17 protein-coding genes are annotated in these 20159 nt (G+C 63.3%); 9 read left to right on the top strand and 8 right to left on the bottom strand.

Annotation, left to right across the window (positions count from 1 at the left end; genetic code table 11):
• Positions 1–53 precede the first annotated feature (53 nt).
• The 6 genes from ACP92_RS15320 to ACP92_RS15295 all read right to left on the bottom strand — a co-directional run bounded on the left by ACP92_RS15320 (position 54) and on the right by ACP92_RS15295 (position 4487).
• Complete coding sequence (locus ACP92_RS15320) at positions 54–590, bottom strand: DUF2867 domain-containing protein (RefSeq protein WP_013235015.1); 537 nt, start codon at positions 588–590, stop codon at positions 54–56.
• 64 nt (positions 591–654) lie between these two features.
• Positions 655–825, bottom strand: a complete 171-nt coding sequence (gene cydX / locus ACP92_RS24320; RefSeq protein WP_041310957.1) for a cytochrome bd-I oxidase subunit CydX — start codon at positions 823–825, stop codon at positions 655–657.
• A gap of 36 nt (positions 826–861) precedes the next feature.
• Complete coding sequence (gene cydB, locus ACP92_RS15310) at positions 862–2001, bottom strand: cytochrome d ubiquinol oxidase subunit II (RefSeq protein ID WP_013235014.1); 1140 nt, start codon at positions 1999–2001, stop codon at positions 862–864.
• Between the two features lie 27 nt (positions 2002–2028).
• Entirely contained in the window at positions 2029–3654 is a 1626-nt protein-coding gene (locus tag ACP92_RS15305) for a cytochrome ubiquinol oxidase subunit I (protein WP_013235013.1), read from the bottom strand.
• 6 nt (positions 3655–3660) lie between these two features.
• Entirely contained in the window at positions 3661–3915 is a 255-nt protein-coding gene (cydP, locus tag ACP92_RS15300; protein ID WP_013235012.1) for a cytochrome oxidase putative small subunit CydP, read from the bottom strand.
• A 2-nt stretch (positions 3916–3917) separates the two neighbouring features.
• The gene (locus ACP92_RS15295) at positions 3918–4487 is read right to left on the bottom strand and encodes a GbsR/MarR family transcriptional regulator (RefSeq protein ID WP_013235011.1); all 570 of its coding nucleotides are present in this window, start codon (positions 4485–4487) and stop codon (positions 3918–3920) included.
• Between the two features lie 492 nt (positions 4488–4979).
• Between ACP92_RS15295 and ACP92_RS15290 the strand changes: the two genes are divergently transcribed.
• Positions 4980–6104, top strand: a complete 1125-nt coding sequence (locus tag ACP92_RS15290; protein WP_013235010.1) for an AI-2E family transporter — start codon at positions 4980–4982, stop codon at positions 6102–6104.
• Here the strand turns inward: ACP92_RS15290 and ACP92_RS15285 are convergent.
• Together ACP92_RS15285 and ACP92_RS15280 are read right to left on the bottom strand one after the other, a co-directional pair.
• The gene (locus tag ACP92_RS15285; protein ID WP_013235009.1) at positions 6064–7491 is read right to left on the bottom strand and encodes a heavy metal sensor histidine kinase; all 1428 of its coding nucleotides are present in this window, start codon (positions 7489–7491) and stop codon (positions 6064–6066) included. The two genes, ACP92_RS15290 and ACP92_RS15285, sit on opposite strands and share 41 nt — an antisense overlap.
• Entirely contained in the window at positions 7488–8159 is a 672-nt protein-coding gene (locus tag ACP92_RS15280) for a heavy metal response regulator transcription factor (RefSeq protein ID WP_048348592.1), read from the bottom strand. The genes ACP92_RS15285 and ACP92_RS15280 overlap by 4 nt, the downstream gene beginning before the upstream one ends.
• A 197-nt stretch (positions 8160–8356) precedes the next feature.
• Here ACP92_RS15280 and msrP point away from each other — a divergent pair, with 197 nt between their 5' ends.
• From msrP to ACP92_RS15240, 8 genes are all read left to right on the top strand, one after another.
• A complete protein-coding gene (msrP, locus tag ACP92_RS15275; protein WP_013235007.1) occupies positions 8357–9325 on the top strand; it encodes a protein-methionine-sulfoxide reductase catalytic subunit MsrP in 969 nt (322 codons plus the stop codon).
• 12 nt (positions 9326–9337) lie between these two features.
• Positions 9338–9976, top strand: coding sequence for a protein-methionine-sulfoxide reductase heme-binding subunit MsrQ (locus ACP92_RS15270; RefSeq protein WP_048348591.1), 639 nt, complete (start codon positions 9338–9340; stop codon positions 9974–9976).
• Positions 9977–10016: 40 nt separating this feature from the next.
• A complete protein-coding gene (gene msrA / locus ACP92_RS15265; protein ID WP_013235005.1) occupies positions 10017–10706 on the top strand; it encodes a peptide-methionine (S)-S-oxide reductase MsrA in 690 nt (229 codons plus the stop codon).
• 69 nt (positions 10707–10775) lie between these two features.
• On the top strand, positions 10776–12488 hold the full coding sequence (locus tag ACP92_RS15260; RefSeq protein ID WP_013235004.1) for a tetratricopeptide repeat protein: 1713 nt from the start codon (positions 10776–10778) through the stop codon (positions 12486–12488).
• Between the two features lie 324 nt (positions 12489–12812).
• Complete coding sequence (locus tag ACP92_RS15255) at positions 12813–14138, top strand: TolC family protein (RefSeq protein ID WP_013235003.1); 1326 nt, start codon at positions 12813–12815, stop codon at positions 14136–14138.
• A gap of 949 nt (positions 14139–15087) precedes the next feature.
• Entirely contained in the window at positions 15088–17184 is a 2097-nt protein-coding gene (locus ACP92_RS15250) for an ATP-binding cassette domain-containing protein (RefSeq protein WP_041310954.1), read from the top strand.
• Between the two features lie 32 nt (positions 17185–17216).
• Positions 17217–18371, top strand: a complete 1155-nt coding sequence (locus tag ACP92_RS15245; protein ID WP_041312046.1) for a beta-barrel domain-containing protein — start codon at positions 17217–17219, stop codon at positions 18369–18371.
• A 30-nt stretch (positions 18372–18401) separates the two neighbouring features.
• Positions 18402–19955 (top strand): centriolin protein, encoded by a 1554-nt coding sequence (locus tag ACP92_RS15240; RefSeq protein WP_013235000.1) that lies wholly within the window; start codon positions 18402–18404, stop codon positions 19953–19955.
• Positions 19956–20159 lie beyond the last annotated feature (204 nt).

The following is a 20159-nucleotide window of genomic DNA, read 5'->3' as shown; positions in this document are numbered from 1 at the left end:
GGGTGGGAAGGCGTAAGAAATCGCTGCTGCGACTTCGGTCCCAGCGGCGATTGTCATTGCTGCATGGATGCGGCCGGTTTATCCGGATGACTGCGCGCCACGCCTTGCAGCAAGGTGCGCGCGATGCGGCGGTGGAAGGGCATGATGGCGGCCAGGTAGACGCTGCCCAGCAAGCGCTTGGTGCGCACGACCGTGGTGACCGTGAGCCAGCCGGGGCCGGCGCTGCCCTCGCGACCGCCAGCCTCCAGCTTTTCCACGCAGAGCCTGAAATCGAGATGGCTGTCGTCCAGGCCCATGACCACCCGCGCCGGTTCGGCCAGCAGCAAGGGAAAGCCCGCCGGCGCGCCATGATCGCCAGCGCGCTTGAGGCCCAGCGGCGCCACCAGGAGATCGCGCACTCGCATCAGCGCGCTGATCCAGCCGGGTTGCTCGGCCATCATCCGGGCCGCGATCTCGGTGGTGTCCAGCGGCGCCAGCTCGGGCGTGAGCGGGATGCGGAAACTGTCGGCAAAGCGTGCGCCCGGCAACAAGGCCCAGTGGCGGGGTGCGGGGGTGGTCTCTTCGGCTTGCGGTGGGCGTGAAGCGTGCATGCTCGGACTCCGGAAAGGGCGAAAAAAAAGCCGACGGCGGCATGCCGTCGGCTCGCGGGCAGCCTTACTTGCCGCCGCGCCGCGCCTTCTCGGCCGCTCGCGCGCTGGCAAAGCGCTCATGGGTTTGCTCAGCATTGCGCCGGCCGAAGGCGTAGTTGGCTTCCAGCCACATGACGTTGATGATGCCAAAGGCCAAGGCCAAGCCGATGCCGAGTATCCAGGCGAAATACCACATGATGTTCTCCTTGTTCCAGATTGCGTTTGCGCGTAATCAATACGCGGTATGTTCGTTCTCATGAATGTCGCGGGCGGTGACCTTGCCCTTGACCACGCGGTAGACCCAGCCGGTATAGACGATGATCAGCGGCAAGAAGATCAGCACCATCCAGAACATCAGGCCCAGGGTCTTGTGACTGGACACCGAATCCCACAAGGTCAGGCTGCTCTTGGCGTCCAGCGAGGACGGCATCACGAAGGGGAAGAGCGACATGCCGGCGGTCAGGATGATGCCGGTCACCGACAGTGCGCTAGCGATGAAGGCCAGGCGCGCACTGCGCACCAGCGCCAGCAGCGCCGCCAGCACCGCGCCGGCCACGCCCAGCGCCGGGAACAGCTTGGTCACGGGCCACTTGGCGTAGTTGTCGAACCAGGCGCCGGCGACCACTTCCACGGTCTTGGCCAGGGGCGTGAAGGCGCTGTTGGCGTCCGGCATGGAGACGATGCGGTAGCCCGGCATCTGCGCCACCCAGAAGCCACCCGCGATGAACAGCAGCACCGTCACCAGGGCTGCGCCGATGATGGTCTTGCGCGAGCGTTCGGCCACGGCCGCCTCGGTCTTGACGAAGGCGAAGGCGGCGCCGTGCATCAGCAGCATGGCCACTGACAGCAGGCCGGCCAGCAGACCGAAGGGATTCAACAGGGCGAAGAAGCTGCCCGTGTATTCCACCCGCATGGTGTCGTCATAGTGGAAGGGCACGCCCAGGAGCAGGTTGCCGAAGGCTACGCCGCAGATCAGGGGCGGCACGAAGCCACCGATGAACAGGCCCCAGTCCCAGGCATTGCGCCAGCGCGGATCAGCCACCTTGCTGCGGTAGTCGAAGCCCACCGGACGGAAGAACAGCGAGAACAGCAACACCATCAGGGCGATGTAGAAGCCCGAGAACGCCGTCGCATACACCAGCGGCCAGGCCGCGAAGGTGGCGCCGCCGGCGGTGATGAACCAGGTCTGGTTGCCTTCCCAGGTGGGGCCGATGGCATTGATCAGGATGCGCCGCTCGGTATCGTTCTTGCCGGCGAAGGGCAGCATCATGCCCACGCCGAAGTCGAAGCCATCGGTGAGTGCGAAGCCGATGATGAGCACGCCCACGAAGGCCCACCAGATCAGCTTGAGTGTTTCGTAATCGAAGATCATTCTGCTTTCCTCATTTCTTCTGGTGGCTTAGGGATGGTTGCCGGCATTGGCCGACGGATTCAGGGGCGGCGGCAGGACATCGCCAGGGCCGCTTTCCTTGCCCTTGTTTTCCCAGTAGTACTGGCCGGTATGCAGGCTGCTGGGTCCCAGGCGGGCGTACTTGACCATCAGGATCATCTCCACCACCAGCAGGAAGGTGTAGAAGAGGATGAAACCGGCCAGGCTGAAGTAGAGGCTGCCCGGCTGCAGCGAGGACGCCGACAGGTGGGTCGGCAGGATGCCGGCGATGGTCCAGGGCTGGCGGCCGTATTCAGCCACGATCCAGCCCAGCTCGGCGGCGATCCAGGGCAGCGGGATCGAGATCACGGCCAGGCGCAGCAGCCAGCGTTGCGGGGCCAGCTGCTTCTTGGCCAGGAACCAGAACGACGCCGAGAAGATGAACAGGAACAGGAAGCCCAGCGCCACCATGCCACGGAAGGACCAGAACAGCGGCGCCACCTTGGGGATGGTGTCGTTGACGGCCATGCTGATCTGCTCCGGTGTCGCATCGACGACCTTGTTGGTGTACTTCTTCAACAGCAGGCCATAGCCCAGGTCCTTCTTGAGCTTGTCGAACTCGGCGCGGGCTTCGGGCGACTTGTCGCCAGACTTCAGCTTGGTCAGTGCCGCATAGGCCAGCATGCCGTTGCGGATGCGGGCTTCATGCTCCTTCTTCAGGTCCTTGATGCCCAGCACTTGCGTGTCGGCGGAGCGGGTGGCGATCAGGCCCAGCACGTAGGGAATCTTGACGGCGTAGTCGGTGCGCTCTTCCTTGTCGTTGGGCAGGCCGAACAGGGTCAGGCCGGCTGGGGCCGGGTGGGTGTCCCACTCGGCTTCGATGGCGGCCAACTTGACCTTGTTGACTTCACCGGCGGTATAGCCCGATTCATCACCCAGCACGATCACCGACAACGTGGCGGCCAGGCCGAAACCGGCGGCGACCGCAAAGGAGCGTAGGGCGAAGGCGGTATCGCGCGCCTTGAGCAGATACCAGGCCGAGACGCCCAGCACGAACATGGACGCCGTCACGTAGCCCGCCGCCACGGTGTGGACGAACTTGACCTGCGCCACCGGGTTGAAGATGACGTCGGTCATGCTCACCAGTTCCATGCGCATGGTCTCGAAGTTGAATTCCGCGCCCACGGGATTGTTCATCCAGCCATTGGCGATCAGGATCCACAGCGCCGACAGGTTCGAGCCCAGCGCCACCAGCACGGTGACGATCAGGTGCTGCTTGCGGGAGAGCTTGTCCCAGCCGAAGAAGAACAGGCCGACGAAGGTGGATTCGAGGAAGAAGGCCATCAGCCCTTCAATGGCCAGCGGCGTACCAAAGATATCGCCGACGTAGTGCGAGTAGTAGGACCAGTTGGTGCCGAACTGGAATTCGAGCGTGATGCCGGTGGCCACGCCCATGGCGAAGTTGATGCCGAAGAGCTTGCCCCAGAAGCGGGTCATGTCCTTGTAGATCTGGTTGCCGGTCATGACATAGACCGATTCCATGATGACCAGGATCCAGGACAAGCCTAGGGTGAGTGGGACGAACAGGAAGTGATAGAGCGCCGTGACGGCAAACTGCAGCCGTGACAGCGAGACGACTTCATCGATGGGAACCATGTGGTGTTACTCCGGTTGTTGTTTGGCGGATAGGTCTTGGTGTTGATAGCGCTGTTGTGGGGTGGCCGCAGGCGGCGGGGCGAAGGACAGCATGCGTTGCTCTACGCTTTGCACCGGCATCTGCATGTGCTTGGCTTCGGGATGAGCGAAGAAGGTCTTGGCCAGCACCGTGATGAGGGCGATCTTGATCACCAGCAGCAGGGTGATCTCCACCCCCAGCGGCAGCTGGGTCAGGCGCGGCAGTTTCCTGGGCAGTCGCATGGCTACTCCTTGTCGGGATGGCTGCCGAGACGGAATTTCTCGCGCACATCCAGCAGTTTCTTGACCTTGGCGCCCATCTTCATCAGCGACACCAGGGTTTCCGGGGAGAGGCGCTGCACCTCGTCGAACCAGGAACTGGAGAGCTCGATGAGTTCATACATCTCGCGCATGCGCTGCTGCACCTGCTTGTCATCCTTGTTGCCGGCCGGCTCCAGCAGGGCGTCGCGCAGCATGGACAGGGTCGGTTCGATCTCGCGCCGACGGCGCTCTTCCAGCAGCACCTTGAAGATGTCCCAGATGTCGCCGGGCGGCTCGAAATACTCGCGCCTGTCGTTGGGCTTGTGCAGCAGCTTGACCAGGCGCCAGGACTGCAGCTCCTTCAAGCCCATGCTCACGTTGGAACGCGAAAAGCTGAGGTAGTCGGCGATCTCGTCGGCATTGAGCGCGCGCCCGCAGATATAGAGCAGGGCGTAGATCTGCCCCACCGTGCGATTGATGCCCCAGCGGCTGCCCATCTCGCCGAAGTGGCCGATGAAGCGCTGCATCAGGGGGCTGAGAGCCTGGTTTTCCATGTTTGAATCTTTTGAAATTTCAGTAATTACTGAAATTTAAAGCAGTTGCTTGCCGCATCGCAATGTCATGCACCCGCGTTTTTGCTGATAACAGTCATCACTGATGAGAATGACCCAGGCCCGGCGCGCATGCGCGGGGCGAGGTCCTCTGCAGGGCACTGGCAGGGTGCGACGAAATGTCGCGCAAGCATTGCATCTGGTGGACTTCCCGGTTCCACAAGATGCAGCCCTGTGTTGCGCTGCATGAAGACATTTTCACTCTTTCCTACACATCCAGAAGAGCTTGGCTGATACGAAACATGATGCGGATCAACTAAGGTCCAACTATCAGCTCAGCCGTAGCCCGCTTCGTCGGTGTGGCGGTGGCCGGGCGTTGTGGTTCCGCGTTGTGGTTTCGCGTTGTGGTTCCGATCATGCGGGCAGGCCCTCGCTCATGGGGCGCAAGTACAGGGTAGGGCCAGCAGCCTTCTCAATCTGCAAGGAAATCTCTTTATGCTGGGTTTCGATCTGCGTGTGGCCAGGATCGTCTGGACCGTCTTCCTGGTGGCGCTGCTGCTCTACGTCACCTACACCATTTCGGCCACCGTGCTGGTGCTGGTGTTCGCCGTCTTCTTCAGCTATCTGGTCTACCCGCTGGTGGAACTGATCGAGCGCGTACGACCGCCACGGGTGCCGCGTACCGTGTCCATTGCGCTGGTATTCGTGCTGGCTATCGCCATCGTGGCGACCGTGGCCACCATCTTTGGCGCGCGCATCCAGGAGGAGGCCTTGCGCCTGTCCGAGCAATTGCCGGCGCTGCTGCGCTCCAATGATGCGGTCTCCCGGCTGCCCTTGCCGGGCTTTGCCGAACCTTTGCGGGCGCGTATCCTCGGCTTCGTGCGCGACCAGCTCGCGGCCGGCACCGACCAGGCCATGCCGCTGGCCAAGCAGTTCGGTGTGGGCGTCATGCATGCGGCCAGTAATCTCATCTATCTGGTGCTGGTGCCGGTGATCAGTTTCCTGCTCATCAAGGAAGCGCCGGCCATGCGCGAGGAAATGCTGTCCTGGATGAGCCGTGCCAACCGCAAGCTCTGGGATGGCATCGTCACCGACCTGGACGTGTTGCTGTCCCGCTATGTCCGGGCCTTGCTGTTCCTTTCCGTGGCCACCTTCGTCGCCTACAGCATTGCCTTTTCCCTCATGGGCGTGCCCTATGCCATGCTGCTGGCCGGGCTGGCGGCGGTGCTGGAATTCATCCCCTTCGCCGGACCCCTGGCCGCCAGCGCTGCTGCGCTGGTGGTGGCCGGTTTCAGTGCTTATGACCACTTGCTGTGGCTGGTGGGTTTCATCGTGGCCTATCGCGTCTTCCAGGACTATGTGCTCAATCCCTACCTGATGAGCGAAGGCGTCGAGGTCAGTCCCTTGATGGTGATCCTGGGCCTGCTGGCCGGTGATCAGCTGGGCGGAGTGGCCGGCATCTTCCTGTCGGTGCCGGTGATGGCGGCCTTGAAGATCATCTTCACCCGCGCTTCGGCGGCCCAGAAGGCGCGCCGCGCCAGCGAGGCGCGCCAAGCCGAGCTGGCCGCGCAGGAAGCGCTCAGGACGGAACCGCCGCCGCCGACGGGAAGCGCAAGCTAAAGCGTATCCAGCCCGGGGCGGGACACTCCACCGCCGCCGTGCCGCCATGCAGGGCCATGATGGCCTTGACGATGGCCAGGCCCAGCCCGTTGGATTCCGTGAAGGCGCTGCGTGAGCGGTCGCCGCGATAGAAGCGGTCGAACATGCGCGCCATGGCCTGGGCCGTGACATCCTCGCTGCGGTTCTCGACCATGATGCGGCTGCCCTCGCCATCGCTTTCCGCCAGGATGCGGATGGTGCTCTCGGCCCGGCCATAGCGCACCGCATTGATGACCAGGTTGCTGACCACCCGCCGCCACATGATCAGGTTGGCCTGGCACTGGCCGGCAGCCTGCACGTCGAAACGCATGCCGCGCTCGTCGGCGATGCCTTCGAAATAGTCGGTGATGCGGCCCAGTTCTTCGGCCAGGTCCAGGGCGTTGCGCTCCACGGCCAGGGCGGCATGATCGGCCTGGGCCAGGAAGAGGATGTTCTCCACGATGCGCGAGAGCCGCTGCAGCTCTTCCACATTCGATTCCAGCACCTGTTCATATTCTTCCGGGCTGCGCCGCTGTCCCAGGGCGACCTGGCTCTGTCCCATCAACACATTGATGGGAGTGCGGATCTCGTGGGCGAGGTCGCCGGAAAACTGCGCCAGATGCGCATAGCCCGCCTCCAGCCGGTCCAGCATGGCGTTGAAGGACAGCGCCACGCGCCGCAGTTCGGCCGGCATGCCCTCCTGGTCCAGCCGCGCCGACAGATGATCCGGGGTGATCTGGGCGGCGCGCTGGCTCATTGCCTCCAGCGGTTGCAGGCCGCGTCGCAGCAGCAGGAATCCCAGCAGCGCCGTCAGCACCACGGCCGCTGCCGCCGCCCCGGCGATGCGCCAGCGGTAGCTGCGCATCATGCGGGCTTCCTGGACCATGACGTAGGCGGCGACGATCTCGACCGTGTCGCCGCCCTTGCCGACATCGGCCAGCGCCGAGACCCAGCGCACCCGCACGCCATCGGCGCGCTGGCTGGTCCGCAGGCTGGCTGAACTGACCGGACTGCCTACCGGTAGCGGCGTCATGGCCGGCGGTACCAGATGGTCTGGGTTGCTCTGGATGAAGGGGGCTTCGCCCTGGCGGCGGAAGATGCGCACGTCCTGCTCGTTGCCCATCATGCTTTCGAATAGCGCCGGGCGCTGCTCCATCTGCTCGACGTTGTAGAGGTCGTGCATCAGGTTGCGGAAGTGCTCCACGCGCCCGATCAGCGCCTGGTCGGCACGCTGCGACAGAGCCTGGCCGGCGGAGCGGTCGAGATAGAATCCCAGTCCGGTCACCACCAGGCTGGTCATGAGGGCGAACAGGGCGGTGACGCGGGTGGTCAGGGTCCAGCCGCCCACGGCCGGGGTAGGGGGGCTCATGGTTCTTCCGAGAACATGTAGCCCACGCTGCGCACGGTGTGGATCAGTTTCTTGTCGAACGGCGCATCGATCTTGGCGCGCAGGCGCTTGATGGCCACATCGACGACGTTGGTGTCGCTGTCGAAGTTCATGTCCCAGATCTGCGAGGCGATCACGCTGCGCGAAAGCGCTTCGCCCTGACGCTTGATGAGCAGGTGCAGCAGCATGAATTCCTTGTTGGTCAGTGCGATGTTGACGCCCTGGCGGGTGACCTTGTGGCGCACATGGTCCAGCTGCAGGTCGGCGATCTCGTAGACCTCGGCCTCGCGCGTGACGCCCCGGCGCAGCAGGGTGCGGATGCGCAGCACCAGCTCGGTGAAGGAAAAGGGCTTGACCAGATAATCGTCCGCACCCAGCTGCAGCCCACGGATGCGGTCGTCCACATGGTCCCGCGCGGTCAAGAACAGCACCGGCAGGTCATGAGCGCACTGCGCAGCAAGCGCGACCTGCCAGCCATCCAGCCCGGGCAGCATCACGTCCAGCACCACCAGGTCGTAGTCCTGTTCCAGCGCCATGTGCAGGCCATCGGCGCCATTGCGGGCCAGGTCCACGGCATAGCCGGATTCGCGCAAGCCTTTGCGCAGGTAGTCACCGGTCTTGGGGTCGTCTTCGATTACCAGGATGGCCATGCTGTATCGGGAAAGGGCGCGCTGCAAAAGCGGCGCGGATGCAGGAAAATGCGCTTGATTCTAGCAATCGCAGGACTTTTCTTCATGACAAAATTGTCATCAAATTGCCACCCGGACGTCACCGCCCGGCTTTTACCATGCTGTTCACTCGCCAAGGTCTTGCCTTGGTCACCCACTTTCATTTTCCGGAGCGCACCATGCTGATCAAGATTCGTCCCGACCAGATCGAGATTCCGACCGCATCCGAGATCACACCCAAGGATGTCTACCTGTCCCGCCGCAGCTTCATGGCGCGGGTGGCGGCCGGTGCGGCGCTGGCCGGCGGCATGGGCGCGCTGCCCCAGGCGTTTGCGCAGCAGGGCCGCAAGCTGCCGGCCAAGCTCAATAACGCCTACGCGGTCATGGACAAGCAGACCGCCTACAAGGACGCCACCAGCTACAACAACTTCTATGAATTCGGCACCGACAAGGCCGATCCTGCCAAGAACGCCGGCACCCTGAAGACCAGCCCGTGGACCATCGACATCGAAGGCGAAGTCAAGAAACCCTTCACCCTGGACCTCGACGCCCTGACCAAGCTGGCCCCGCTGGAAGAGCGCATCTACCGACTGCGCTGCGTGGAAGGCTGGTCGATGGTGATTCCCTGGATCGGCTATTCGCTGTCGGCCCTGATCAAGAAGGCCGAGCCCACTGGCAACGCCAAGTACGTGGAATTCGTCACCCTGGCCGACAAGAAGCAGATGCCGGGCCTGTCCGACCCGATCCTGAACTGGCCCTACCGCGAAGGCCTGCGCCTGGACGAGGCCAATCATCCGCTGACCTTGCTGACCCTGGGCATGTACGGCGAAGTGCTGCCCAACCAGAACGGTGCGCCGGTGCGCATCATCGTGCCGTGGAAGTATGGTTTCAAGTCGGCCAAGTCCATCGTCAAGATCCGCTTCGTCAAGGACGAGCCCAAGACTGCCTGGAATCTGTACGCGCCGCAGGAGTACGGTTTCTATTCCAACGTCAATCCCGGCGTCGATCATCCGCGCTGGTCACAGGCGACCGAGCGCCGCATCGGCGAGGACGGCTTCTTCGCGCCCAAGCGCAAGACCCTGATGTTCAATGGCTACAACGAGGTCGCGGGTCTCTACACCGGCATGGACCTGCGCAAGTTCTTCTGACCGGGACCGTCCATGCAGCTCGCTCCCGTCGCCCTTCACAACCTCAAGCCACGCACCGTCACCGGGTTATGGTGGCTGTTCCTGGCGCTGGCCTGCCTGCCCTTGCTACGGTTGGTGATACTGGGCTTCACCGGCGGGCTGGGCGCCAATCCGCTGGAATTCATCACTCATAGCACCGGCGACTGGACGCTCTACCTGTTCTGCCTCACCCTGGCCGTTACGCCGCTGCGCAAGCTCACGGGCCTGAACTGGCTGGTGCGCATGCGCCGCATGCTGGGCCTCATGGCCTTCTTCTACCTGTGCCTGCACTTCACCACCTTTGTCTGGTTCGACCACTTCTTCGACCTGGGTGAAATCTGGAAGGACATCCTCAAGCGCCCCTTCATCACCGTCGGCGTGATCGCCTTGTTGCTGTCCATTCCGTTGGCGCTCACCAGCACCAATGGCATGGTGCGTCGCCTCGGCGGCAAGCGCTGGCAAGCCCTGCACCGCCTGGTCTACCTGATCGTGCCGCTGGGCGTGCTGCACTACTGGTGGGACAAGGCGGGCAAGAACCTGATCGCCCAGCCACTGCTTTTTGCCGTGCTGGTGGGCCTCATGCTGGTATTGCGCCTGGTGTGGCGCAAGGGCAGGGCGGCGCGGCCGTCCTGATTCGATCCATCCTTCCATCCTGACCATTCCGGAGCCTTCCATGTCCCGCTTCAAACCTGCCGTCCTGGCGCTTTGCCTGGCCCTGTCCACCCTTGCCGCTGCTCATGCCGCCGAACGCGCCGTGGCCGTGCCTGCGCCGGTAGGCAAGGCGTTGCTGGCCGCCAGCGCGCCGACGGAAACGCTGGTGCTGGCCGGTGGTTGCTTCTGGGGTGTGCAGGGCGTGTTCCAGCATACCCAGGGCGTGCTCAAGGCCGTCTCCGGCTATGCCGGCGGCAAGGCAGATACCGCCACCTACGCCATGGTCAGCTCGGGCAGCACCGGCCATGCCGAAGCGGTGCAGGTGACCTATGATCCGCGCAAGATCTCCTTCGGCCAGCTCCTGCAGATCTATTTCTCGGTGGCGCATGACCCCACCCAGCTCAACCGCCAGGGACCGGACCAGGGCACCCAGTACCGCTCGGCCATCTTCACCGCCAATGAGCAGCAGAAGGAGGCGGCCCAGGCCTATATCGCGCAGCTCAATGCGGCCAAGGTCTATGGCGCGCCCATCGTCACCCAGGTCACCGCGCTGCAGGGCTTCTATGCCGCCGAGGATTACCACCAGGACTACGCCACCCTGCATCCCAACCAGCCCTATATCGCCTACAACGACCTGCCCAAGATCGGCAACCTGCAAAAGATGTATCCGGCGCTCTACCGCGCTGATCCTGTGCTGGTCTTCAAGCGCTAGGCGCAGGCGCCCGGCACAGGCGCGGGCAGGGATGAGACAATACGCCCCGTCTGTGTCCAAGCCTGCCCCATGAATCCCACCGATACGCTCAAACTGGCCCTGTCCCACTTCGACCAGGAAGACTACGCCGAGGCCCAAGCCTTGCTCTTCGCCCTGCTCGACGCCCATCCCCGCGACAAGGACGCCCTGCACCTGCTGGGCAGTGTGGCAGCGGCCCAGGGCCGTTTTGCCGAGGCCGCGCTGGCCTGGCAGCAGGCCCTGCGGCTGCTGCCGCCGGACAGCGAGGAAGCGCTGGCGCTGCGCTACCGCCTCGGACGCGCCTTCTACGAAGAAGGGCGTTTCGAGGATGCCTTCCTGCTCTATCGCGAACTCATCGAATCCGGCTGGCAGCTGCCCGAGCTGTTCGTGGCCGCCGCCGCGGCCTTGCAGGGCATGTCGCCCTCGGGCAAGAACGATCCGCAGGCGCTGGCCTTGCTGGAAGAAGCGCTGCAACGTGATCCTGGCCAGGCCGACACCTGGCACCGCAAGGCCGCGCTGCACGAACGCGCGCGCCAATGGGACGCGGCCCGCCAATGCATCCACCAGGCCTTGCGCCTGGATGACCAGCGTGCGCAATACTGGCTGGCCGCAGGGCTGGTGGAACATGCGCAAGGACAGTTCGAGGAGGCGCTGCGTTATTACGACCAGGCCCTCATCCTCGCCCCCGAGTTGGTGGACGCCCACGTCAGTCGCGGTACCACGCTGGCGCGCCTGCGCCAGCATGAAGAAGCCATCGACAGCTATCGGCGCGCCCTGCGCATCGACGACAAGGACGCCGACGCCCACCTCAACCTGGCCCTCTCGCTGCTGGTGCTGGGTCGGCTGGAACAGGCCTGGCCCCTCTATGAGTGGCGCTGGGAAGGGCGTAGCGCCGATCCCTACCGGCACGCCACGATCCCGGCCTGGAATGGCGGCAGCTCCTTGGCGGGCAAACGCATCCTGCTGTGGGCCGAACAGGGGCAGGGCGATACCATCCAGTTCAGCCGCTATGTGGCCCTCATCCTGCAAGCTGGCGCGCAGGTCGTCCTGGAAGTGCCGGCCAGCCTGCTGGCGCTGATGCATAGCCTCGCAGTGCCAACCCCCTTGACGCTGGTGGCCATGGGCGAGCCCTTGCCGGAAGTGGACTTCCAGTTGCCGCTGATGAGCCTGCCGCTGGTCTGCAATACCCGCGCCGACGACATCCCCGCGGCCGTGCCTTATCTCTGCGCTGATCCTGCCCGCCGCATCTTGTGGGAGGAACGCCTGGCTACCCTGGCGCCGCGCAGTCCCGCACGGATGCGCATCGGCCTGGTCTGTTCCGGCAATGCCGGCAATGTCAATGATGCTCGCCGTTCCATCGAACTCTCGCGCTTTGCGCCGCTGGCCCTGGCTCGCCCGCAGCTGGACTTCTTCGTCATCCAGCCCGACCTGCGCCAGGCCGATCGACAATGGTGCGAGCAACAACCCGGCTGGCACTGGGTGGGGGCAGCCATCAATGACTTTGCCGATACCGCCGCCGTGCTGGCAGGCATGGACCTCGTCATCAGCGTCGATACCGCCGCCGCGCACCTGGCCGGCGCCATGGCTTGCCCGGTGTGGATCGCGCTGCCGTACGCGCCAGACTGGCGCTGGCTCCTCAATGCGGCCGATTCACCGTGGTATCCCACAGCCCGCCTGTTCCGCCAACAGCAGCCTGGCGCCTGGGACGATGTGATCCTCACTCTGCGCGCCGCACTCGCGGTGCACGGCGCATCGCCCGGCTGACCTGGGTATGGCGAAAAGAAGGACGCGTGGACAGCTTGGCTGTGCCACGCGTTTTTTTATTCATAACTCGAAATACTTCGACAGTGCAGCACGGTTTCCGCACCAAGAGACAATTCGCCAACCTTGCCGATTCAACGATCATCAAGCCCACAAATTCTTGTACCGCCCCTTCCTCTTTTTTGCTGTGTGCGCTTGAGCCGGCACGCGCGGTGACCGCCCTGGTCACGCTTGCCGGCCATTGTCGCCATGTTGTCGCCTCCTTAGGGAGGACGGCCACGCCGCGCCACGGCAAAAGCGGACAAGATCAACAGGGAGTGATCGAAAATGAAATCCAACGCAGTTCAGCAGGAGCCGACACAGCGCAACCACGCTTGCGGCAAAGGTGGTATGGCGCGCAAGCTCATGTCTGCCCTGGCGCTTTGTCTTACGCTGGCGCTGACCGGTGAAGACGTCGCGGCGGTCACACTGGGTGAGCTGGTCAAGCAGGCCGCCTTCAACAACCCCGCCGCGCTGTCCCGGCAGCGCGCGGTGGAATCGGCTGGCGAGAGCGTATCGTCGGCGCGCTGGCAGTTCTTCCCCAATCCTTCGATCTCGGTCGAGCGCGCCAGCAGCAGGAATTCCCGTGACGTTTCCTATGGCGGCGACTCCAGCGTGGTGACGCTGCGCCTGCAACAGACCCTGTGGGCGGGCGGTCGCCTGACCGCGCAGCTGGAACAGGCCGAACACAACCAGGCCTCGGCCGAGGAAGCCCTGCGCGAGCAGCGCCTGCGTCTGGCCGAACAGGTGATCTCGCAATACAGCATGTGGGTGCGCTCTGACCTGGCGGCCAGCGCCAACGACAAGAACCTGCAAGAGCTGGAGAAATTCCTCGAACAAAGCGTACGCCGCGAGCGCGAGGGCGCCGCTGCCCGGGTCGACGTGACCCTGGTGCGCGGGCGTCGCGACCAGGCCTTGACTGACCTGCTGGGCGCCAAGGCCGGCCGTTCCTCGGCCCGGCTGCAGCTGGAGCAACTGGTGGGCATGCCGCTGACCGATGAGGAAATTCGCGCCGATGTCGCCAAGATGGAAGTGAGCGACGATCTGCCCACCCTGACCGAAAGCACCCTCGGCAGCAGCCCGCTCATCAAGCGCCTGCGCGCCGACGCCCAGGTGCAGGAGTCGGCTATCAAGATCCGCCAGGCTTCCTACTGGCCCGAGGTCTATGCCCGGCTGGAGCACCAGCGCGGCAACTACAGCGTGCCCAACCAGCCCAGCAACAACCGCGCCTTCATCGGCATGCAGATGCAACTGGGTGCGGGGCTCTCGCTGGGCTCCGAAGTGGCCGCTGCGCGCGGACGCTACGAGGCAGCCCTGCTGGCCGTGGACGCGGCGCGGCTGGAACTGGTCTCCCAGGTCGGCAGCATCTATACCGAGTACCAGCAAGCCCTGGCGCGCTCCCGCAACCTGGAAGAGGTTGCGCTGTCCGCCGACGAGGTGCTCTCTTCCTACACCCGCCAATACCTCTCGGGCAGGCGTTCCTGGCTGGATGTGATGAACGCGGTGCGCGAAGTGGTGCAGGCCGACCTGCAGCGCGCCGATGTCACGGCCATGATCATCGCCAACGGCCACAAGCTGCGCCTGTGGGCCTACGGCCTCGACGAGGTGCGCTAGGAGCGCAGCGTCCTTTGGCGCAGCCTTGGCTGTGTTCATTCTCCCGGCGGCGATGACACCTCATCGCCTTGCCTCAATCGTCTTTGTCTACGCATGCCAGCTTTAGGGCTGGCATGTCTATTTTGGGCATCAATCGATTAACCAGGAATCACAAAATGTCTGCACTAAGAAACAATTCAAATCGATATGGAACACGGATAAAGTGATTGTGCGTCCTCGATTTCGCTGTCGAGGAACGCTGTCATCGACGACGACTCCCCTGTCTGTCAACCCGGTGGCGAATTCCCCCTGGCCCCTCTCTTTCGAAAGAAATTGAGGGGCTTTTTTTGTCCTTAGGGTAGGAGTGAGGAAGTCATATGGATGTGAAAAAAATTATCGTAAAAATTATTTTTTGGCGGTTTTAAATAATTACGAAAAATAATTTTGAGAAGTGATTTGTATAGCGCTGGTCGCTTAGTTAAATAAGGAATTTATAGGATTTTTTTGACGTAACTTTTCCAATAAATGAAGACCTTGTCGTAATGCCCAAGAGGACAATTAAATAAAAAAATATTTTAAAAGATCATAGCCCTACCAACGATTGGCGATGACGACTTTTCCCGGAATTTTGTCTCTCGATTTCTTCTCAGTATTTTCAATCCTCTACCGGGAATGGATGAAGAAATTCGCAAGCCGACAAGCGCCAGCGAATCGTTCAGGGGTTCTGTTTCTCTGGTTTTTCGCTTTCCGTGTCGATCAGACGCCTGTCCTGGTGCTACGAGGTCGGGCGCGGTTCCGCAACAGGAAGATCGTCCGGCCTATTTGATTCACGATATCCATAAATCGCCATGAGAAATAAAACTCCAGCTTGCCGGTGCTCATCCCAGTCCGTCCTCCACGACGGACCAGGTCGTCACCAGGTCCACCTCACTTGCCGCGCGGGCGTTGCCCCGACGCCGGGGGAGGGACAATGAGCGAGATCAGCACCAGCTTGTCCTGGGCCCTGACCATGGCGGCGCGCCGCCAGGGCGTCGTCATCGATACGCAGCGTCTGGGCACGGCCATCGCCGCCGCAGTCGGCAAGGGCGGTTCGCCCGACATCCCCAAGCTGTGCCGGGCGCTGAACCTGTCGCGCCCACGTCACCTGGCCAAGCCCGACCGCCCCAGCCTGCCGTTGCTGTGCCAGGTCAAGGAGCAAGGCTGGGGGCTGCTGGTGGACCAGCGCCCTGACGGGCGTTGGGACTTCCTCTGCCACACCGGCCAAAGCGTGGTGGGCGATGCCGAGATCGTCGGCGGCGGCTACCGCCTGGACTTCACCGAGCAGGGCGGCAAGAAGGGGCAGCAGGGTTTCGAGCGGGTCTTCCTGGACGCCATCGGCGAGTTCCGCCCGGTGCTCATCGAGATCGTCGTGGCCTCGGTGGTGATGAGCATCATCGCACTGGGCGCGTCGATCTTCTCCATGCAGGTCTATGACCGCGTCATCCCCACCCACGGCGTGGCCACCCTGATCGTGCTGGCCATCGGCGTGGGCCTGGCCATCCTGTTCGAGCTGGGCATGAAGTTCGCCCGCTCCCACATCATGGACAAGGTGGTTTCCGGCCTCGACGCCAAGTTGTCGCAGGCGCTCTATGAGCGCCTGCTGGCCGTGCGGGTCGATCAACTGCCCGGTTCCGTGGGCAGCCTGGCCGGCCAGCTGCGCGGCTATGAACAGATCCGCTCCTTCTACACCTCGCAGACCCTGTTCACCCTGGTCGACCTGCCGCTGGGCTTGCTGTTCGTACTGGTGATCGCCCTCATCGCCAGCCCCTGGATGGCGCTGGTGCCGACCGTCTTCGGTGTGGTCGCCATCCTGATCGGCTACCTCTCCAACCGCAAGGTAGCAAGGCTGGCCGACAAGAGTGCGGCTGCCTCCAACCTCAAGACCGGCCTGCTGGTGGAGACGGTGGAAGGCGTCGAGACCATCAAGTCCGGTTCCGGCGGCTGGAAGTTCCTCTCGCGCTGGATCGACGTCAGCGCCGAATCCATCCGCAGCGACATGGCCATGCGCGCCATCGGCGACCATGCCGGCTATATCGCCGCCACCTTGCAGCAACTGAGCTATTCCACCACCGTCATCATCGGCGCCTTCCTGGTCATCAATGGCCAGATCACCATGGGCGCGCTCATCGCCTGTTCCATCCTGGGCGGCCGCATCCTGGCGCCGGTAGCGATGATTCCCGGCCTGATGGTGCAACGCGCCCACACCAAGGCCACGCTGGCCGGGCTGGAAAAGATCTACGCCTTGCAGACCGACCAGGGCAGCGAGCGCCAGCTCACCCCTGACAACCTGCGCGGTGAGTTCCGCATCGAAGAGGCCAAGTTCACCTACGCCGGCAGCATGCTCAACGCCATGACCATCGACCAGCTGACCATCAACGCAGGTGAGCGCGTGGCCGTGCTGGGGCCGATCGGCGCCGGCAAGTCCACCATCCTGCGCCTGCTGTCGGGACTGTATCGCCCGCAGCAGGGACGCATCCTGCTCGATGGCCTGGACATGGCCAACATCAACCGTCTCACCCTGAACCAGCACATCGGCTATCTGCAGCAGGATCACCGCCTGTTCGTCGGCAGCCTGCGCGAGAACCTGCTGATCGGCCTGCCCGACCCCGGCGATGACGTGCTGCGCCAGGTGATGGAGCGCACCGGTCTGCTGCGCCTGGTCTCGTCCCACCCCAAGGGGCTGGACCTGCCGATCCAGGAAGGCGGGCGCGGACTCTCCGGCGGCCAGAAGCAACTGGTGGCCTTCACCCGGCTGTTGCTGTGCCAGCCCAATGTCTTCCTGCTCGACGAACCCACCGCCTCCATGGATGAAGACCTGGAGCGGCATTGCCTGAATGTGCTCAATCAAGAGATCTCCGGCGGCCGCACCCTGGTGGTGGTCACCCACAAGCCTGCCTTCCTGCCCATGGTGGACCGCGTCATCGTGGTGGTCGGCAACCGCATCGTCCTTGACGGCCCCCGCGACGTGATCCTGGCCCGCCTGCGCGGCCAGCAGGCGCCGCTGCCCGCCGTCTCGGCAGAAGCTTAAGCAAGGTGGATGAACAGGAGTCAGATATGGAAATGAACAACGAAAAAAATCCGCTGATCAGTGCGCAATGGGTCCTGCGCCTGTCCATGGCCAGCGTGCTGGTCCTGCTGCTGTGGGCGGCGGTGAGCCAGATCGACCAGGTCACCCGAGCACAAGGGCAGGTCATCGCAGTCTCCCGCACGCAGTCGGTGCAGGCCCCCGATGGTGGTCCGGTCAAGCAGATCCTGGTCAAGGAGGGCGAGGCCGTCAAGCAAGGGCAACTGCTGATGGTGCTGGAGCAGGACCGCGTCCAGACCTCCCTCAACGACAGCCGCGCCAAGGTGGCCGCACTGCGCATCAGCCTGGCGCGCCTGCGTGCCGAGGTGTATGGCCATCCCCTGAACTTCGAGCCCGATCTGCTCGACTACAAGGAATACATCGCCAATCAGAAGGACCTCTACGTCAAGCGCAAGATCCTGATCGACCAGGACCTGGCCTCCTTGCAAGACATGCTGGGCCTGGCCAACCAGGAACTGGAGATGAACAAGTCGCTGGAACGCACCGGCGACGTCGGGCGGGCCGATGTGTTGCGGCTACAGCGCAACGTGGCCGATATCCGCGCGCAGATCAACAACAAGCGCAACAAGTATTTCCAGGAAGCCCTGGTGGACATGACCAAGGTCCAGGAAGACCTCAACACCCAGCGTGAACAGCTGGAAGACCGCACCCAGGTGCTGGAGCACACCGAGCTCAAGGCTCCGGCCGACGGCGTGGTCAAAAACATCAAGGTCACCACCATCGGTGGCGTGGTGCGCTCCGGCGACGTGGTCATGGAAATCCTGCCGGTGGACAACCTCATCGTCGAGGCCAAGGTCTCCACGGCCGACTCGGCCTACGTCAAGGTCGGGCAGGCCGCCAACGTCAAGCTGGATGCCTACGACTACTCCATCTACGGCACCCTCAACGGCCACGTCGTCTACGTTTCCCCCGATACCCTGCTCGACGAGACGCGTCAGGGCGCCATGCCGTACTACCGGGTCCACATCGCCCTGGAAGAGGCCGTCTTCAAGGGCCGCAAGGCCGACGCCATCCAGGTCAAGCCCGGCATGACCGCCACCGTCGAGATCAAGGCCAATACCCGTACCGTGCTGTCTTTCCTCACCAAGCCCATCGCCAAGACATTGCAGGAGTCGATGGGCGAACGATAAGCCTATAAACCAAACAAGAAGGAACCTCTCATGAAGTCCGTCTCAATGAACAAGCCCTCCGCTGGAGACCCGGTCTATCTCGCCCCCTGGCTTGGCACCTTGGCCGTGTTTGCGGCCTACGTGCTGGTCAATCTGTGGTTGTACCAACGCGTCATGGAGTTGATCGCCCATGCCGCCAACCCCTTCTTCGTGATAGTGCTGGTGGTCATTACCGTGCTGGGCCAGGTGCTCACCATCTGGCAAGCCAAACGCATCCTGGCCGAAGGGCGTCAGGTCGATCTGCTCAGTGGCCGCGTCAAGACCTTCGCCCGCGACGGTCGCACCGAGGGCGCCGCACTGGAGCAGGAGCTGGTGAAGGAGGATCGCAATTTCGACATCGACCGTCTGCTGCGCCAGCTCAAGAATGCCGATGGCCGGACCATCCGCTTTGATCGTACCCAGCTGCAGCACCAGTTCGACGGCTTCGCCGGCGACCTGCAGCGCCGCACCCTGTTGCCCCAGTACATCGCCAACACCCTGATCGGCCTGGGTCTGTTCGGTACCTTCCTGGGCCTGATCGTGACCCTGAAGGAAGTGGCGCTGCTCATCGGCATGTTCAGCTCCATTGGCACCGAAGGCGGCAGCGACATGATGGGCAAGTTCTTCGAACGCATGAGCGGCCCGCTGGCCGGCATGGGCGACGCCTTCGTCGCCTCGCTGCTGGGCCTGGGCGGCTCCATCGTCAACAACGTCCAGCTGCTGGCCTGCAAGAAGCTGCAACGCCTGGTCAGCGCTCGCGCCGAAGGCTTCTACATGCACGCCGCCGAGTTCATCTGCACCAACAGCGAAGACGTGATCCGCGCCGCCAAGAGCGATACAGCCCTGGCCGAAAGCCAGTTGCAGGAGATCCGCACCATCCGTGGTGAGATGTGTCGTCAGACCGACGCCATCCTGCTGGCGACCTCACGCATGCGCCAGGCCAGCGAACCCCTGGCCAAGGGACTGGAAACCCTGCAGAAGCAGTTGAGCGCCCAGGCCCAGGATCGACCGCAACTGGAACAGATCGCCGCCGCCATGGAACAGCGCCTGGGCAGCCTGGTGAACAAGTTCGAAGAAACCCGGCAAGCGCACCAGGGCCTGATGGGCGCCGTGAGCAACATGGAAACCCACCTGGGCGAATTGGCCAAGGCCAGCGGCGCGCAGACCGAACAGCAGCAGGATGTCTCGCGCAAGCTCTCCGAGCTCTCCAGCATCACCGTGCAGCAGAGCGAGCTGTGCCGCAACGCCTTGCGTGAAAACAGCGACCAGCTGCGCACCACCTTGCATGAAGACCTCCATCAGATCGGCATGCGCCTGGATGAAAGCCTGCGCGACCAGCGCGAGCAGGGCCAGATGATCGCCAGCATCCAGGGCAGCGCCCGCAGCGTCGTGGTCGCCGTCGAGACCGCCGGCGTGCAGTTGCTCCAGCAGGGCGAGCAATTGCCAAAGCAGATCACCGACCTGATCGCCCGTATCGAAAAGATCGACCTGAGCCTGGAAGCCGCCAAGGGCGGCAGCTGGCAGCAGGGCGAGGTTGGCCCCGCGCCTGAAGCACCGGCCAGTTGATCGTTCCGTAATCCCTCCCAGGACCGTGCAGGTGGTCCTGGTGTTGTCCCGTTGATGTGACCGTCTCAGATGTTCGCATGGATGGTTCGCATGACTTCGTCTCTAACTCTAAGAAAGCTCGCTCCGTATGTCTAATGATCAAATCAAAGCTGGTACCCATCCGGTCAGCAACAAGCAATCGACCGACTCCCCGGTACAGTTGAT

This window comes from Herbaspirillum seropedicae, assembly GCF_001040945.1.
GTDB classification, from domain to species: Bacteria; Pseudomonadota; Gammaproteobacteria; order Burkholderiales; family Burkholderiaceae_D; genus Herbaspirillum; species Herbaspirillum seropedicae.
This window is presented reverse-complemented; position numbering and strand designations above follow the sequence as displayed.